This is a genomic window from Parabacteroides sp. AF14-59 (genome assembly GCF_003479515.1).
Lineage (GTDB): Bacteria > Bacteroidota > Bacteroidia > Bacteroidales > Tannerellaceae > Parabacteroides > Parabacteroides faecis.
This window is the reverse complement of sequence record NZ_QUHH01000009.1, coordinates 129,659-147,591: the sequence shown is the minus strand read 5'-3', so window position 1 is coordinate 147,591 and position 17,933 is coordinate 129,659. Positions and strand designations below refer to the sequence as shown.

Here is a 17,933-nt window from a genome sequence, read left to right as displayed (position 1 = left end):
TAAGGAATATAAACCCTATGAATGTATCTCCTTATAAACTTAATTTTGCTTTGATCGCTTTCGGGATTGCGTCCTTGTGCAACATGATATAAATGGTTTTGGCACGGACGAAGCTTTCAGACATATTCAGATAGCCGCCGAATTTATTACGGTCTGTACCCCAGGAATTCTTTGTGATGTAATATTTGGTTCCGTTCTGATCTTTGGTAATACCGGTCAGGTGCATCAGATGGTCGTCAGTAGTAACGAATGCTTCGAAACCCTGCTGACGGACTTCGGGAGTTACTTTGACTTCCGGATATGGCTGTTCGAATTTATACACTTCTTCCAGACGTTCCTTTTCATCCATCTTCTCGAAACGGGCACGGTCGGTATTGGAGAAGTCTTCTACCTTCTTCACTTCCGGGTTGATAGCTACGCCATTTTTGAAAGAGAAGCCTTTTTCACTGACATCACCGTCCCAACATACGGTGAAACCGTTGTTTAAAGCATAATCGACTGTCTCGATCATTTCGTCGAGAGGCAGGTTGTACATGAGTTGATGTTCCCAGTTGTCAGGTACTTCCACATCGAATTTTACGTAATACGGATGATGTATGAAACTGGTTAGTTCGATGTAGTCATCCATATTTAATCCCAGAGATTCGGCGAACGATTTGGGAGTATATTCTTTCCCTTTGTAAGTGAATTTGGCAGGCAGTTCTCCCAGATAGGTGTCGAACAGGTTCCGGATCAGTTTGTCGTATTCCGGGCTGCGTTTCTTATTCTTGACTGCAACATTAGCAATAGCCTCCATGTACTGAACCATTTCACTGTGGTTATGACGTTCGGAATCGTAGTTGATCCCTTTGTAAACCTCTTCGGGAACGATTCCTACCTGGCGGTATGCGTTCTTGAAGGTATGGGACAGGCTGCCTTGCCCGATATTACCCTCTCCGCGGCGCAGATAGTTATCTTGTAACTGGTTCATATATTTCTGACGCACGATAAACATTTCGGAAAGGTCGTATTCGCCTTTTCCCATGCGTAATAGTTCGGATTCCATAAAAGAGGTGGTTGCAAAACACCAGCAAGTACCGGTGGCAGCCTGGTTTTTTACCGGGGTAGCCGGAACGGTTACCACTTCGGTAAACTGATAACCTTGTGCAAACGTGCTGAATGCGGAAAGCAGCAAGGCACAGGAGATAAATAATGCTTTCATATGATATGTTGTTTATGTTATAATAATTCAGTTCTTAAAACCCTCTTGCGAACATCTTCCAGAATTCGTCTGCCATTTCCTGCCAGCGCTGCATGGTTGCCCCGGCGAAATCTGAGGTGTATCCTGTCAGAAAGGCGTTAGCTGCTTCGTTACCTTTCGCCTGCTGTATCTCTTTATACTGGCTTTCGACAAAAGGCAGTTCCCGCTGTCCTTTCTCTTCAAAATGAGTGATGGCAGTTTGTATTTTCTCTTTGGTCAGTCCCCAACGTACGGTAGCTAATTTGTTTGCTTCGCGGAACGACCAGATGGCTGCATCTTTCCGGTGACGGTGCTGCCCGCAGATACCGAAGCTGGGCGGGAGTGCGGTGGAACCGGAGAAAATAGGGATACGCGGGCTTTGTCCCGGATTATCGAAAGATAACCAGGCAACACCGCCGACTGCATCGGGTAGCCAGTTGCGTAACTGGATCACATGCGAATAAGAACATTGAGGAACGGCTACCAGGCGGTTGCGGTCCACTGTGCCGCCTTTGACAGCATTCAGCATATTGATCATATCCGTCGTCATCCAGGGATTAGCTGCCGGACTCGTCACGGAATCTTTTTCAGCACTGTCCTTCTTCTTGGCGAGGATTTTCAGATTCTTTGTCGTATCCCAGTCCGTACCTTCGTAAGTTGCACGTAAAAGCGCCATTACATCGGTAGCAGCAACCTGTTTATCCGGTTTGACGCTCAACGGAAGTTCTTCTGAATCGTAAGCCAGTTTCAGGGAAGGAGCAAGACTGTTCAGGATAAAAAACTCGCGCAGGCTGAAAGATTTCAGTTCGCCGAAATAATTTCCGCCGCTGTAAGCCTTCCAGAAGCGGAACGGCTCTTTTCCATCCCATAACTTCATCTTCTTAGCTACATCGAACACATTATCCGAGGCCATATAATTATCTTTATCCTTCAAATCGAGTGTAGAGATACGGGAGATATTTGCCGAAACACTGACATGGTCATCCGGAATACGTACTGCCGCCCATACACCGCCGATCTTATCCGGACCTTCTCCGAATATTTCGAATATCCATACCTCATTCGGATCGGCGATAGTCAGACATTCGCCGGAATCACCGTAACCGAATTCTTTTACCAGCTTTCCGATCAGGCGGATAGCATCACGGGCGGTCGAGCAACGTTGCAGGGCGATCTTTTCCAGTTCTTCGATCATGAACATGCCGTTCTTGTTCTCCAGTTCTTTCCGTCCGGAGATCGTAGTTTCCCCGATCCCCAGTTGTTTTTCGTTCAGGCAAGGGTAGGAGGTGTTCAGGAACTGATACGTGGAACGTGCCTGGGGAATAGTTCCTTTCAGTTCCACATTCGTCTGGTCGTTCGGATATTCGGTGTGCATCCGTCCGTTGTAGATGGCAACTGTCGTGTCGCGGTCGTAGGTGGCAGCCGGAACGATATCCATCCAGGTGCGGTAGTTACCGTCGCATGTGTGGCTGGTCATTACCGAGCCGTCTGTCGAGGCCTTTTTACCGACCATAATACTAGTGCAGCTCTCCGGTGTGTTGACAGGTCGAGCGTATTCTATCTCCTGCGCAGTCGTAATGAAACAGTGGCAGATAAGTGTAAGAGTAAGGATAAACAATCTGTTCATGTGTTTGTCATTTGATTTAGTGGTTAAAGATACAAACTGTATCGGAATAAATCTATATATTTGCCCAAATCTAAAGTGTGTACGATAACATAACAATTATAGTCCCATGAGAAAACTATTTTCTATTGCTGTATTGCTGGTATTTCTGACCTTGCCGGCATTGGCTCAACTCACTTTGTTTCCCACTCCAGCCAAGGTGTCGGGTGGGAAAGGTTCTTTTACGATCGGTACGGCATCCCAGATCACCGGAAATGGCGGATATGCCGATCAACTGGCTAAAAAACTACCGTCCGAACTGAAAGGATCCGAACTGTCGGGCACTCCTTCGCAGGGAACCATCCGGTTGGTTCTGGACGAAAAACTACGTATGGCAGACGAGGCTTATACACTGACTGTCACCCCCGAATCTGTTTTATTGGAAGCCTCTTCCGAATCCGGTTTGTTTTATGCAAAAGAAGCATTGAAACAACTGGCCCGTTTCGGCAAAGGAACGGTGAGATCCTGTAAGATCGTCGATCAGCCGCGTTATGGCTGGAGAGGCTTTATGCTGGATGAAAGCCGTCATTTCTTCGGGAAGGAAAAGGTTAAACAGTATCTGGATATTATGGCTTCCCTCCGTATGAATGTCTTCCACTGGCACCTGACCGACGAGCCGGGTTGGCGTATCGAGATCAAGAAATATCCAAAACTGACTTCTGTCGGTGCTATCGGTAACTGGCATGACCCGAATGCACCCGCGAAATTCTATACGCAGGAAGAGATCAGGGAGATCGTTGCCTATGCGGCAGAACGTCATATTATGGTGGTTCCTGAATTCGATATGCCCGGACATGCGACAGCTGTCAGCCGTTCATATCCTGAATTATCCGGTGGCGGAGAAGGCAAATGGGATGGTTTCACATTCCATCCCTGTAAGGAAACAACTTACCAGTTCATCAGTGATGTGCTCGATGAAATCGTCTCTTTATTCCCTTCTCCTTATATCCATATCGGTGGAGATGAGGTTCATTATGGAAATCAAAGTTGGTTTACCGATCCGGAAATCCAGCAATTCATCAAAGATAAAAAGTTACAGAATGAAACAGGTCTGGAACATTATTTCGTAAATCGTGCCGCTGATATCGTAGCCTCCAAAGGAAAGACAATGATCGGTTGGGACGAAATCATCGATGCCGGCGTTTCTCCGGGTAAAGCAGTAGTTATGTGGTGGCGTCATGACCGTAAACACCAGTTGGTAAAGGCTCTGGAGAATGGCTACCAGGTGATAATGACTCCGCGCCGTCCTTTCTATGCGGATTTCGTTCAATACGGAGAACACAATGTCGGTCGTTTGTGGAACGGTTATAATACGATCGAGGATATTTACCGTTTCCCCGAACCTATTATCCATCTGACAAAAGATTATGAGGATCAGGTAATGGGGTTGCAGTTCTCTTTATGGACAGAACGTGTAGCAGATCCGAAACGTCTTGACTTTATGACTTTCCCGCGTTTGGTCGCTGTGGCAGAAGACGGATGGACACCTGCCAAAGAAAAGGAATGCAGTTTGTTCATGAAGAAGTTGCCGTATTTCCTGGAATATCTGAATACATTGGGTATTTACTACTTCAATCCGTTCAATCCGTCATCTACCCCGGAACCGGATGCTCCGGCAAAGGAAGACGTGTTACAGAATGGTTGATCTGAAATAAAAAAGGGCGGAATCGATAACGGTTCCGCCCTTTTGCTTTTATGTATGAAGGTTAATATCTTTTCTTCCGTGCATTACGGTCTGAAGTATCGCGTCTCCAGGGTTTTTCACTGTTACGTCTGTCGCTCGTACTACCGCTGAAACCGCCTTCGCGTTTACCTTTGTAGCCTCCGCCTCCTTTGTAACCGCCTCTGGAACCACCATTGCCGCCACCGCGCGAATTGCCTCCGCCACGGCCGAAACCGCCGCGACTGCTTCTGCTGCCTTCGCCTTTACCCTGGGCCGGTTCTACGGAGATTCGTTTGCCGTCTATCTCAAAACCGTTCATGTTGTCCATGACACGCTGTGATTCGCCTTCCTCTACTTCGAAGAATGAGAAGCTGTCGCGCAGGTCGATTTTTCCGATTCTCACCTTGCCTGGAACACATTTGTTGACCAGTTCGATCAGCTGGTTCGGATAAAGACCGTCAGTTTTACCGAAATTGAGGAAGAAGCGGGAGAATCCTTCTTCTGCCGTATGACTACGGCGTTCTCCGCGTTCTGTACGTTCGCTGCGGGCTGAGCGTTCGTCTACTTCCTGAATTTCGTCAGCATCTTTGTAGTAGTCGATCATACGGTTGAATTCCAGAGAAACAACACGTTTGATAATATCTTCTTTGTCCAGCCATTCCAGTTTACGGTAAATCTGCGGCATCAGTGTGGCAATCTCTTCTTCGTCTACCTTCACTTTTTCGATCTGGTCTACGAGGTTGAAAAGCTGCTTTTCACAGATATCGTGCCCGCTGGGCATTACACCTTTCTCAAATTTCTTCTTGATGATATTTTCGATCAGGCGGATTTTTCCTTTTTCCTTTACGTGGCAGATAGAAATAGAAATACCTGTCTTACCGGCACGTCCCGTACGTCCGCGGCGGTGTGTATACGATTCTACTTCATCAGGCAAACCGTAGTTGATTACGTGTGTCAGATCGTCCACGTCCAGTCCGCGGGCAGCAACGTCGGTAGCAACTAACAGCTGGATATTTTTAACACGGAATTTCTGCATCACGTAGTCACGCTGTGCCTGGCTCAGTTCGCCGTGCAGCGAGTCTGCGTTGTAGCCGTCTTGTATCAGCTTGTCGGCAATCTCCTGTGTTTCCTTACGGGTACGGCAGAAGACGATACCGTAGATGTTCGGATAATAGTCGGCAATACGTTTCAGTGCCAGGTATTTATCCTGTGCACGAACCATATAATAAATATCCTTGATATTCTTGTTTCCTTCGTTCTTGTTCCCGATAACGATTTCTTTCGGGTTCTTCATGTACTTCTTCATGATGCTGGCGATGCCCTGCGGCATGGTAGCGGAGAAAAGTAACATGTTACGTGCAGGCGGGACTTCAGCCAGGATCGCGTTGATACTGTCGGTGAATCCCATGTTCAGCATTTCGTCTGCTTCGTCCATAATGACGTTTTTGATCGTACCCAGATCGACAGTCTTACGGTTCATCAGGTCGAGCAGACGGCCCGGTGTAGCCACAACTACGTGTACACCGCGTTTCAGTGTCTTGATCTGACTTTCAATGCTTGAACCTCCATATACCGGCAGTACCTTCAGGTTGTCGATGTATTTGGAGTAATCATTTAGGTCGTCGGCAATTTGCAGACAAAGCTCCCTGGTGGGACAAAGTATGAGTGCTTGAGGCTGATATCTTGTCACATCGATCTTCTGCAGGATGGGCAGACCGAAAGCGGCTGTTTTTCCTGTTCCTGTTTGTGCCAATGCAATTACGTCGTTGTCTTCTCCCAGCAAGAAAGGAATCACTTCTTCCTGTACCGGCATGGGCGATTCGTAACCCATTTCCTGGATTGCCTTCAATATGGGGGCGGCAACTCCTAATTCTTCAAATGTTTTCAAAATGTGATATATGTATATATAATAAATTCAGAGGGTACAAAGGTAGATAAATAATTCGGATTCACATTAATATAACAAAATATCTTTTAACGTGTCCCGTTTCTTTTCTGTCAGTCCTAACCCTTTTGACAGATATTTGTCTACCGAACCGTAATCTTTCCTGATCCGTTTCAGAACCAGATCGATCAACCCTTCATTGACAGTGACCAGCGTGGTGATCGTTTCCTGTGCATTCGTGCTCAGATCGCGCGCCATATAGGCCAGGTGTCCGATATTGATATTTTCGTTGGAAGCCATGTAATCTCTTACAACAGTCTCTTCCGGTATGCCGAGGGCGAAAAGTAACATGGCTGTCAGGTAGCCTGTACGATCTTTTCCCATCGAACAGTTCACCAGGATCGGATAATTATCCTCTTCCAGGAAAACATCGAGCGCTTTGGCAAATTGATCGCTGTAATCGGTTACGTATTGCAGATAAGTATCCTGCATGAACAGCAGGCCGTCACCTTTACGCATCCGGTCTTCCTGTATCCGGGCGGTAACATTGTCCATATTCTTGATAGGAATAGGGATATGTATTATGTTTGCCTTTGAATAACGTAGCGGACTGGCAGCCAGCTCATCATTCCCGCGCAGGTCTATAACCGTTTTGATATGCAAATTGTTCAGGCGGATCGAATCCCATTCGCTCAGCGAACTGAGTTGTCCGGAACGGAAAACCTTCCCCCAACGGGTCGTTTTATGGTTATGGCTCGTCCCATAGCCTCCTATCTCACGTACGTTCTGTATGCTGTCCATCGCAACGGAACGGGCACCGATCGTTTTAAAATATTTATCATTGAAAGACAGCAGGAAATATTTACGCGACATGTTGTCGTTCGTGATATAGGTAGTAACCCCGTCTTTTATGTTGGCGTATCCTGCAGGGAGAGATCTGTTGAATGTTTCGGGATTGTCGGAGACATACATCTTGAGTATACCTTCTATTTGCGGTTCCGTTTCCCATTTCAGTATATAATTCCCTATATCATCGCGCAGGCATATCGCCCGTATTTCAGGATTGTTGGAGGAACAACCCATAAATAGAGTGACACAAGCAAACAGAGAAAAAATCTTTACTAACATTGTTTTTCTAGCATACATACATCACAAAGATAATAAATCCTGATCTTTATCGTACGGGAGTTAATGATATTTAAGACTACTTGCGGTATGAAGCCGCGAATTCTTTAGAAATGTAATTATCATAGCTTTGGCATACTTCAGACGCGAGATCCATGCCGCAGCGGATAATCTTTTCCCATGTTTCTTTGCTTAAGCTAGGAAGATCATGATATCCGATATTATATTTCAGTAATCCGTAGATGATACCGGCATTGAAATTGTCGCCTGCTCCGATGGTGCTGACCGGATTGATCGCATCTGTATCGAAATGTTCGGATAATTTGCCTGTGTAGAGGTTGACGCCGTTCGCTCCGTGCGTGGAGATAAACCGTTCACAATAGAATTTGATATGATCGGAATAGACCCGGTCAACATCTGTCTTTCCGAAGATGTTGAAGAAATCCTCGTCCGATCCTCGTACGATATCTGCATATTCCAGGTTCTCGAGGATGGTGGGAGTGAGGTATATCGCTTCGTGCGCATGTGCTTTCCGGAAATTCGGATCATAATAAATGATCGCTTTCCGTTCTTTGGCGTATTCCAGAAATTCGATCGTCCGTTCCCGCAGGGCCGGATTCAAAGAATAATAGGATCCGAATATAAGGATATCATCCTGATTGATGACCGGCATCGGCACTTCCAACCGTTGTTTGGGGTAATCTTTGTAAAAGGTGTAATTGGCATTGTTATCTTCGTCGAGGAAAGCTAGCGATATAGGACTTTTCCCATCAGGGAAACGGTCTACCAGTTCCGTTGAGATATGATTTTCTTCCATAAATTTACGGATGATATCGCCTACGCGGTCGTTACCTACCTCGCTGATGAAAGAAACCGGAACGTCCAGCCGTCCCAGCGACACCAATCCGTTGAAGACCGAACCGCCCGGTACGGCTGTATGAGGCTGGTCGCTCTTAAAGATAATGTCGAGAATGGTTTCTCCGATGCCAATAACTTTTCTCATATAGAATGGTTTGTTTATAGTCTATTCGTTTTTGCTCTGTTCACGGCTTTTCGATCCGAGATAGCCGCCGTGATGCCGTTTGGCATAGTCTTTATTGTTGAAATTGATCCTTTTCATCGTACCTACGACGAGGATATCACCGATAACGGTCATTACTGTTGTCGATGTGGTCGGTGTAAGGCCCAACGGACAAACTTCGCTCGGTGCTCCGGTAAGCAGGCATACGTCGGCATCCTTAGCAAGTGAGCTTTCCGGGTTACTGGTAATAACGATAAATTTCATATCGGGCACTAATCCGCGGGTCAGGTCGACGAGTTCCAGCAATTCGCGGGTTTTTCCGGAATTGGAGATCAGAAGCATGATATCGTTGTCGCGTACGATACCCAGATCGCCATGTTGTGCTTCGCTGGGATGCAGGAAGAAGGCTGGCGTACCGGTTGAACTGAATGTGGTAGCAATATTCATCGCGATCTGGCCGGCTTTCCCCATTCCGCTGGTGATCAGTTTCCCCCCAAGATCATGGACATATTTAACAATAAGAGTTACTGCATCTTCATAGCCGGCGGTTACCGGGATATTCAGGACTGCTTCAGCTTCCTGTTGCAGGATGCTCGCGATTGCTTCGTGTGACATAGCTACTTTATTATTTATACAATTATCTCTAACAGTTTGCAAAAATACGATTAAAAAAATCAATTCATCCCCCGTGTTTTATAAATTTTCGCTTTGGCGTCGTTGATACGTTGGAATTTCTCGTTAGCTGCTCTGTAGATATCTTCTCCTAAGGCAGCCACTTTGTCCGGATGGTGTTTTAAAGCAAGTCGGCGGTAAGCGGCACGCACCTCTTCATTGGTTGCCTCCGGAGTTATTTCAAGAACCTTATAGGCGTCTTCCAGTGTATTTGTTTCCAGGTTTAGTATCGATTCGACCTCTTTGTCTGACAAACCCATGGATAAGGCCACTTCTTTGAGGGCCTCTATCTCATTTGTGCATACATGTCCGTCGCTTTGAGCTATCTGGACTAGAAAAGCCAGAAGTTGAAGGCGTTCTTCGTAGCTCATGCTATAGGCAATCTGTGTCCCGCATTCCCGGATGGTGTTTTTGAAAGCCATCGGGTTTTCATGGTCCATACGTTTTTGTTGTTCAAAAAGTTTCAGCAAAATATCTTCTCCTTGGGATACGGCCGTTTCTCCGAAATTTCTTCTGAGAAACTGGCGTACGAACTCCATTTCACTGTGCATGATCCGCCCGTCAGCTTTGATGATGTACGATGCCATGACGAGCATGGAGAAAAGGAAACTGTTCCGCTGACCCATATATCTGTCTTCCGGTGAGGGTTCATTTTCATAACCCCTTCCGCCGTATGCTTGTCCTGCCTGATCGATTCCCTCATCAAACAAAGAACCGAATACGATGCCGGCCAAAGCCCCTAGAGGACCTAAAGCCATAAATCCGATAATACCGCCAATCCATTTACCTATTCCCATACGACTTGTTTTGTAAACTTTTCCGGCAAAGATATGAATTATTTTATTGGAATGATGTATGGTGTGTATAGGGAGGGTTAAGAAACCGTTTGGTTGTTCCCGAACAAATATAAAATACTACCCGATGTTTTTTAATTTACTATAGGTACTAAATAGAATTACTACGGCGACTAATCAATGGTTGATAACCATCAACCGATTGGCCGACAATTGTCAACCGATCGGCTCATAATTATCGACCGATTGGCTGATAATTATCGGCCGCTGAAATGATACGATTGTTTCAAAGAATAGAATGGGCTAAACGGTTGGTAATGAGGTAATAACTTTGAAAGGCGAAGATAAGGATAAAACTACTGTGTTGCAAGAAAATTTTGCTTTCTTCAAAACTATTATGCGTTTATTTTAATAGATGAGAGAGAAGCCTTGAAATTCCGCGAAAGAAATTGATTTTATCCACATATAATGTAATATAAAATCTTATATTTGCCACATAACGAGAATAGTTGATCTAAATGCTCTGAATATGAAACCGTTTAAGCAAGTTAACCTTATTATTATTGTGATTGGCCTTTTGTCTTGTCATTCAGGGCAACTCGATAAAGTATTACAACAGGCAGATTCTCTGATGGAGAATGACCCGGATCGTGCTTTGGAACTTTTATCGTCTTTCCCTCATCCGGAAACATTGAACCAGGCAGACTTTGCCGCTTATCAGTTGATGTATACGAAGGCGAAGGATAAATGTTATATGGATTTATCCCGTGATACCACTCTTATTTTGAAATCATTGGTATACTACAAAAAACACGGTAATGCTTCTCAAAAAGGCTGGTCGAATTATTATGCGGGCCGTGTCTATGAAGAGGCCGGAAAGCTATTTGAAGCCGGATTATACTTTCTGAAAGCTGCAGAATATGCGGGGGAGATACCAGACCCTCTGTTAGGAATGATGGCAAATTATTATTTGGGAGAGTTACACGATAAGCAGTATGCTTTTGATAAATCGCTGGAGGCTTATAAAAAGTCGTATGCTATTTACGATCAAACTTCCGGCGAGAAATATACTGGAACCTTATTGCATTCGATAGGCTCTGAATATGGGATAAACGGAAATCGGGACAGTGCTTATTTTTATTTAGAGAAGGCATTAGATATTGCCCGCGAACAGAAAGATACGATAGAAATGGCGGCTATATATAATGATATAGGGGTTTATTTGAAAGAAGATAGCCTGTATTTGAAATCGAAATGTTATTTGCAACAATCTTTATCTTTAGATAGTGATAGCAGCTGGATGATAACTCGAAAGATTACTTTGGCTGAAATTCATGCATATTTGAATGAGACTGATTCTGCATTCTTTTTATTGGATGGAATGAAATCTGTTGTGGAAGAATTGGATGATATAGAATTGCGGGCTATTTATTATTCAGCTTTAGCTAAAACAGAAGCTGCAAGTAAAAACTATGAATCGGCATCTTTTTACCAGAATCGATATGTAGCTTGTGTCGATTCTGTTTATCAGCTTCAACGTAAAGGTTCGTTAGCGGAGATTGAACAAATCTATAATTATTTAAAGTATCAGGAAGAGAATGAAAAATTGCATACGGTACAAGATGGCGCTATTGTAGTTGGCTGGATTATTTTGAGCCTATTGTTAGTTGTTTTTCTTCTTATTGGCGGGATGAAATGGAAGAAAAAACAAGATTTATCGAAGGCGGAAGATACGGTAGATGTTTTGCGAAAGATGGAAAAGGTAAATAAAAGCAACTGCAATAATGATGCTGGTAAAAAAGTTGCATTATCCGGTTATTCTGATGATGAAAAGGGTATGATGGTAAAAAAAGCGTTGCTTATGCAATTAAATATAACGAAAGTTTTGTCCCAACTGGATGAAAAATCGGAGAAAGAGCAATCTTTTCTTAAAAAATTTAATAGTTTGTTTTATGGAGAGCAGCATACTCTTGAGATTGATTGGAGTGAACTTTATTTGCTTATTGATTTATTATATAATGATTTTGCTAGTAAACTGAGAAAACATTATGGCAAAATTTTGTTAGAGAAAGAGATTCAGCTTTGCTGTTTGTTAAAAACGAATATGGATACTACGGAAATTGCTTGTGTAATGAAGCAAAGTATCAATACGGTTCGTACTCGGAAAACCTGTATACGAAAAAAATTGAAAGCTCCGGATGGAGCTGATATCATTATTATTTTGGAAGAAGGGGTAAATAATAAGGGTTAAAATTATTAATATATCATCGTGTGTCTGTCAAATATTAACTGTGGAAAATAGTATATTGATTTTTTATAAACGAGTGCATGTATAATCATTGATTATTAAGGTGTAATAAAATTTGAATATTAATAGTCCAGGATAAATATACCCTCAAAAAGGATTTATATAGGTTTGCTGTGGATAGCTTTGCTGTATCGAATCAAACAGATAGCAAGTTATGAAAAGAAAAATGATTAGTGTATTGTTAACGATTGTAATGATTTGTAGTACGACTTTTTTTGTGAAAGCAGATCAGGTGGTTATAAGAAGAACAAAAAGTCAGGGTGGGGTTCGCTCTATTTTGTTGGATCCTTCTCATCTCATGGTTAATCTGAACAATAATGTAATCCATGTTGATTTTCTCTTTTTACTGCGAGATGTCAATGTCTCTGTAGTCAGTTCGGATGGCAGACAGGTTCATCAACAAGTTATTTCTCCTCAAACTTCTTCGGTTGATATTGACTTAAGCGGAGAAGAGTCGGGAGTATACATGGTTTATTTTACTGATGCGACTGGTGTTTGTTTGTATGGTAAGTTTGTTATATTATAAATTTTTTATTTATGAAAAATATTTATTATCTTTTCTTTTTGTGTCTATCATTAGTCTCTTGTGCAGAAGATGATAAAGAGTCGTTCAACCTAATCTTGAATCAAACATCTTGGTTAGGAGAGTTAACATTAAGTAATCCAGAGGAGATAGTATATAATATAAACATAGTTTTTGAAACAGAAAATTCAGGAGAATATTATATAGATAAGTTTATTCCGGAGCTTCCATTTTCCTATAAAACAACATTAAAATATAAAATTGATTCTAAAATAATACTTATTGAAGGTGGATATAATAATATTTTAACAGGTTATTGGTGGGTTGTTAGTAATGATGGAAAAAAATTAATATTGAAAAGGAATATAAATAGTGAGCAGGATTGTGATACATTGAATCTAATTAAATTGATATAGTTATGAAAATAACAATTATTTTTTCCCTTTTAGGGGCTTTAGCTTTCTCTTGTACAATAGAGGATGAGATAGATAAAGGTTATTCTATTAAATCAAAAAGTGTTACTACTTATGAAGAAGTAGTTTTGAAAGAAAGAGATCCTAAATTTCCATTAGAATTTCCTTTGCGTAATAAAACAAAAGGTGCTGTAATGCCATTTGCTACGTCCTCCAATGAGGACTTCTTGGGTTGTACATATAAGCTACAATATTTTCCATTGGGAACTGCTCAGAACGTAGGAATTCCTATTGTTAATATAAAAAAATTAAAAGAAGAGTATGATGATTTTTATGTTAAAGAAAGAAATCTTGGAATTCAAACATCAAATGTCTTTTCTTATGCAAATTTTGATAGATATTCCCATAAATCAAAGGATTCTGAAAAAGTAACTCATGGTGTAAGTCTAAATTTAAAATTATTTTCTATTGGAAATAAAGGAACTATCGAAAATATATATGGAAAAGATGTTGCTAATGAAACAAATAGGGTATATGGTGAATTTAGTGCAGAGGTTCTCGGTAAAAAATATAATTTAGAGACAAGTTCAAATGCTTTGAATATGATTAAATTGGGTTATTTGAATCCTTCGTTTAGGAATGAATTGTATTCAATAACTATGGCAGAGTTTGTAAAAGAGTATGGGGCTTTAGTTTTAAAAGACTTTTATACAGGAGGACGAGTTTCTGCTATCTATTCTGGAATATATACATCAAACGATTTAGTAGAAACTAAAGAGAAAAATATTGAGAATGATATAAATGCTTCATACGGACCGAAGAAAGATATCAGTGGTAGTGCAAACTTAGGAATTGGACTTCATTATTATGATGAGACAAAAATGTCGAAAAAAATAACTAGTTTTACTTTGTCTGTCAAAGCAATAGGGGGGAATTTGTCTTTCCCAACTTTTTCAACTCCACAGGGTTTGACGCAAATTAATATAGATTTAAGTAGTTGGATGTCTTCTATGGCTTCACCTGATTCGTATAGAATGATAGATATAGAGTCTGAAGGTCTAATGCCAGTATCTAATTTTGTATTGGAAAAAAATATAGAACAACATATTAGTGATTATCTTTATGGGCGATCTATTGAGCAGCCAATGAAAGTGCAAGAACCCTATATTGAAGTCTTGCGTCGGGATATACAAGGAATTACATTGTTAATAACTTCGTTGGTGACAAAAAATGAGGACAGAGTATTGATTGATCTTAAGAATATAACTCCTGTTTCTGAATCAAAAAAACAGGAATATATACGACAGATCGCAAATGAAAAAAGTAAGGTTTATGGTTTGAAAATTGTTAATAAATCTTTTGCAAATGATACAATTCCAATACCTCCTAATAATTGTTTCCAACTAGGATTTTATAAGGAAGGGCTATTTTCTAAATTCCTTGATAAAGAAAATAATACAATTTATTTATTATATAATGGGATTAAAACAAAAGAATCTAATGGATTGATAATAAGAAGAGATTTTATCAAAGAAATGTATTCTAGTGCAAGGCAGTCATCAGACATTGACATTGATGAAAATGGAGTTTCTATTTCTCTTCCTAAAGCAGTAAAATGTGGTTTGTCTATATATAACTATGATAGAACTCTTAATTTGTATGGCTTGAAAGATTTTGTTAACAAATTACCAACAATAAATATAGACAAAAGAGATTTATTAGATTATGAGATAATTTCTTTATAATTAGTTGCAAATTGCATTCTGCTGATTAGATTATCTGCCTCTATTTAGTTTTATTATGATAGTGGAATACATTTCCATCATTCTTTATGCACAGGATATGAATATTACGTGCACATAGGCTATGATGGTTTTGTATTTACTATCAGCTGAAATTTATAAGGATATTATTGTAGAATTTTTTCTTCATTCTTCCCCTATCTCTTTATTTGTTGTATTTTTGCAGGTCAATAAAGCAAAAAGAAAACAATGCATTACTTCTCACATATTTTATCCAATGGTCTTCGTATGGTACACTTGCCGATGGAATCGCCGGTTTCGTACTGTGGATTTGCCGTGAATGCCGGAACTCGCGATGAAGAAGCGAATGAGTTCGGTCTGGCTCATTTCGTGGAACATATGATGTTTAAAGGTACTGAAAAACGCAAAGCATGGCATATTCTGAACCGGATGGAAAATGTTGGTGGCGAGCTGAATGCCTATACGACGAAAGAAGAGACATTCGTTTATTCCATCTTCATGGAAGAACATTATCAGCGGGCATTTGAATTGTTGACAGACCTGATCTTTCATTCCCAGTTTCCGCAGCAAGAGATTGAAAAAGAGGTCGATGTGATCCTGGATGAAATAAACTCCTATGAGGATAGCCCATCGGAACTTATCTTCGATGAATTTGAAAACCTGCTTTATGACGGACACGCTTTAGGACATAATATATTGGGCGACGAGGCCTCTCTGTTGACATTTAACTCTGAATCCGGACGTTCCTTCATGCGCCGTTTCTATGCACCGGAAAATATGGTATTCTTTTCGATGGGACGGGTTGATTTCAATAAAATCGTGAAGATGGCCGAAGGACTTTTGTCGGATATTGCCTTTCCGGTAGCTCCGCGTAACCGGATCGCTCCTGATGCCATAACGCCTTGTGTGAAGAAAATCAGTAAGGATACGCATCAGGCACATGTGCTGATCGGCAGCCGTGCCTATAGCCTGCATGACGAAAAGCGGATCCCGTTGTTCCTCCTGAACAATATGCTGGGTGGACCGGGTATGAATAACCGTCTGAATGTATCGCTTCGGGAAAAACACGGACTGGTTTATAACGTCGAATCGAATGTCACATCTTATACGGATACAGGGTTAGCCAGTATTTATTTCGGAACGGACCCCAAGAATATGGAAAAGGCTTTACGTCTGGTATATAAAGAACTGGAAAAAATACGGGACAACAAATTGTCTGCGACACAACTGGCAGCAGCTAAGAAACAGGTGATCGGCCAGTTGGGCGTTTCCGGAGATAATAAGGAAGGGCTTTTCCTGGGATTGGGGAAAAGCTTCCTGCATTACAACCGGTATGATACGTTGCCGGAGGTCTTTGCCCGGGTCGAAAACCTTACGGTTGAAAACATTCAGGAAGTCGCAAATGAAGTCTTTGCGCCGGAACGTTTATTCAGTCTGATCTATCAATGATCCTGTTACCAGCATTCCGCTTTGTCTTTTAATTCCGGGATACTGTTTTTATCGAATACCGGACTTTTTATTCCTTTCCGTTTTTGTGCGACATAATCTTTCAGCAGAAGGAATGCCTGGCGGCTGAGTAAGGATATGGCAATCAGGTTGCAGATAGTCATCGTTCCCATCGTGATATCTGCCAGGCTCCATGCCAGATCGAGACTGGCTAAAGCTCCGAACATGACCATTCCACCGACCAGGAGGCGGTATATAAGCAAGATGCTGCGTTTCCGGGTAATGAACCGTATGTTTGCCTCTCCATAGTAATAATTGCCGATGATGCTGCTGAAGGCAAAAAGCAGGATGGCAACAGCTACAAAGATACTTCCTATACTCCCTATCTCATTGGTCAGAGCTTGCTGGGTGAGTTGCACGCCGTTGACGCTCCCGTCGAGCGGTGCCCCGCTGAAAAGAATAATAAATGCCGTACAGGTACAGATGATCAATGTGTCGGTGAAAACACCCAATGTTTGTATCAGTCCTTGTTTTACGGGGTGAGAGACCTGGGCGGTGGCAGCCACGTTCGGTGCAGAGCCCATACCTGCTTCATTACTGAATAGTCCCCGTTTAATTCCCTGCATCAGAGCTGCCCCGATGGTTCCACCGATAGCCTGTTCCCATCCGAATGCACTGCTGACAATTAGTTTGATGACGGCCGGTAGTTCTGTTATATTGAAGACTACGATACCTAAAGCCAAAGCCACGTAACCGAGTGCCATTACCGGAACGATAACGCTGCTAACCTTGGCGATCCGTTGAATACCACCGAAGATAATCAGGATGGTAAGTACGGTTAATATACCGCCAAGAATCCGGTGGTCGAATCCGAATGCTCCTTCCCAGGCGGCGCAGATCGTATTGCTTTGCACGGAATTAAATGCAAATCCGAAAGTAATGGAGATCAGTACGGCAAAAAGTACGCCCATCCAGCGTAATCCGAGTCCGCGTTCCATATAATAAGCAGGTCCGCCGATGAATGAGTCTTTCCCTTTTCTTTTATATAACTGTGCCAGTGTCGATTCGACAAAGGCACTGGATGCACCCAGTAAAGCGATGATCCACATCCAGAAAACTGCCCCCGGACCTCCTACGGCGATAGCTGTTGCTACTCCTGCCAGATTGCCGGTCCCTACACGGCTGGCTAACGATACGGCAAATGCCTGGAAAGAGGAGATGTGTTTTTCACCGTTTTTAGATTTTCCGGCGGAGTCTCCAAGTAATTTTATCATCTCCTTTATCATGCGGAACTGTACGAAACGTGTTTTGAACGTGAACCATACAGCGCAACCTAAGAGCATGATTATTAATATATACGACCATAAAATGTCGTTGATGCTATTTATCCAGGTATTTAATATATCCATTGATTTTATTCGTTTTGCTTCAAATATAC

General features: G+C 42.2%; 14 protein-coding genes. 6 read left to right on the top strand and 8 right to left on the bottom strand.

The genetic code is table 11. The features are described 5' to 3' along the window. Positions 1 to 31 precede the first annotated feature (31 nt). Together DWW23_RS12100 and DWW23_RS12095 are read right to left on the bottom strand one after the other, a co-directional pair. Positions 32 to 1,201, bottom strand: a complete 1,170-nt coding sequence (locus tag DWW23_RS12100; protein WP_122353536.1) for a C1 family peptidase — start codon at positions 1,199 to 1,201, stop codon at positions 32 to 34. Positions 1,202 to 1,235: 34 nt separating this feature from the next. After that, positions 1,236 to 2,846 carry a dipeptidase gene (locus DWW23_RS12095; protein ID WP_122353535.1) on the bottom strand — a complete coding sequence of 537 codons (1,611 nt, stop codon included), beginning with the start codon at positions 2,844 to 2,846 and terminating at the stop codon, positions 1,236 to 1,238. A gap of 106 nt (positions 2,847 to 2,952) precedes the next feature. Here DWW23_RS12095 and DWW23_RS12090 point away from each other — a divergent pair, with 106 nt between their 5' ends. Then, complete coding sequence (locus tag DWW23_RS12090) at positions 2,953 to 4,527, top strand: beta-N-acetylhexosaminidase (RefSeq protein WP_122353534.1); 1,575 nt, start codon at positions 2,953 to 2,955, stop codon at positions 4,525 to 4,527. 61 nt (positions 4,528 to 4,588) lie between these two features. Here DWW23_RS12090 and DWW23_RS12085 read toward each other — a convergent pair whose 3' ends face one another. From DWW23_RS12085 to DWW23_RS12065, 5 genes are all read right to left on the bottom strand, one after another. Beyond that, the gene (locus tag DWW23_RS12085) at positions 4,589 to 6,376 is read right to left on the bottom strand and encodes a DEAD/DEAH box helicase (protein WP_122353590.1); all 1,788 of its coding nucleotides are present in this window, start codon (positions 6,374 to 6,376) and stop codon (positions 4,589 to 4,591) included. 123 nt (positions 6,377 to 6,499) lie between these two features. Beyond that, the gene (locus DWW23_RS12080) at positions 6,500 to 7,558 is read right to left on the bottom strand and encodes a tyrosine-protein phosphatase (RefSeq protein WP_122353533.1); all 1,059 of its coding nucleotides are present in this window, start codon (positions 7,556 to 7,558) and stop codon (positions 6,500 to 6,502) included. A 76-nt stretch (positions 7,559 to 7,634) separates the two neighbouring features. Further along, on the bottom strand, positions 7,635 to 8,558 hold the full coding sequence (locus DWW23_RS12075) for a carbohydrate kinase (protein ID WP_122353532.1): 924 nt from the start codon (positions 8,556 to 8,558) through the stop codon (positions 7,635 to 7,637). A 21-nt stretch (positions 8,559 to 8,579) separates the two neighbouring features. After that, positions 8,580 to 9,191: an SIS domain-containing protein gene (locus tag DWW23_RS12070; protein ID WP_122353531.1), complete on the bottom strand. Its 612-nt coding sequence runs from the start codon at positions 9,189 to 9,191 to the stop codon at positions 8,580 to 8,582. A gap of 59 nt (positions 9,192 to 9,250) precedes the next feature. Next, positions 9,251 to 10,045: a TerB family tellurite resistance protein gene (locus DWW23_RS12065; RefSeq protein ID WP_122353530.1), complete on the bottom strand. Its 795-nt coding sequence runs from the start codon at positions 10,043 to 10,045 to the stop codon at positions 9,251 to 9,253. 751 nt (positions 10,046 to 10,796) lie between these two features. Here DWW23_RS12065 and DWW23_RS12060 point away from each other — a divergent pair. The 5 genes from DWW23_RS12060 (at position 10,797) to DWW23_RS12040 (ending at position 16,498) form a co-directional block, all read left to right on the top strand. Continuing rightward, entirely contained in the window at positions 10,797 to 12,293 is a 1,497-nt protein-coding gene (locus DWW23_RS12060) for a tetratricopeptide repeat protein (protein ID WP_233564321.1), read from the top strand. A 211-nt stretch (positions 12,294 to 12,504) separates the two neighbouring features. Next, positions 12,505 to 12,876 carry a DUF3244 domain-containing protein gene (locus DWW23_RS12055; protein WP_122353528.1) on the top strand — a complete coding sequence of 124 codons (372 nt, stop codon included), beginning with the start codon at positions 12,505 to 12,507 and terminating at the stop codon, positions 12,874 to 12,876. Positions 12,877 to 12,887: 11 nt separating this feature from the next. Further along, a complete protein-coding gene (locus tag DWW23_RS12050; protein ID WP_122353527.1) occupies positions 12,888 to 13,289 on the top strand; it encodes a hypothetical protein in 402 nt (133 codons plus the stop codon). Positions 13,290 to 13,291: 2 nt separating this feature from the next. After that, positions 13,292 to 15,031 (top strand): hypothetical protein, encoded by a 1,740-nt coding sequence (locus DWW23_RS12045; RefSeq protein WP_122353526.1) that lies wholly within the window; start codon positions 13,292 to 13,294, stop codon positions 15,029 to 15,031. 246 nt (positions 15,032 to 15,277) lie between these two features. Then, positions 15,278 to 16,498 carry a pitrilysin family protein gene (locus DWW23_RS12040; protein ID WP_122353525.1) on the top strand — a complete coding sequence of 407 codons (1,221 nt, stop codon included), beginning with the start codon at positions 15,278 to 15,280 and terminating at the stop codon, positions 16,496 to 16,498. A gap of 5 nt (positions 16,499 to 16,503) precedes the next feature. On the opposite strand, the gene DWW23_RS12035 is transcribed toward DWW23_RS12040, so the two are convergent. Beyond that, the gene (locus DWW23_RS12035; RefSeq protein ID WP_122353524.1) at positions 16,504 to 17,904 is read right to left on the bottom strand and encodes a sodium:alanine symporter family protein; all 1,401 of its coding nucleotides are present in this window, start codon (positions 17,902 to 17,904) and stop codon (positions 16,504 to 16,506) included. Positions 17,905 to 17,933: the final 29 nt, after the last annotated feature.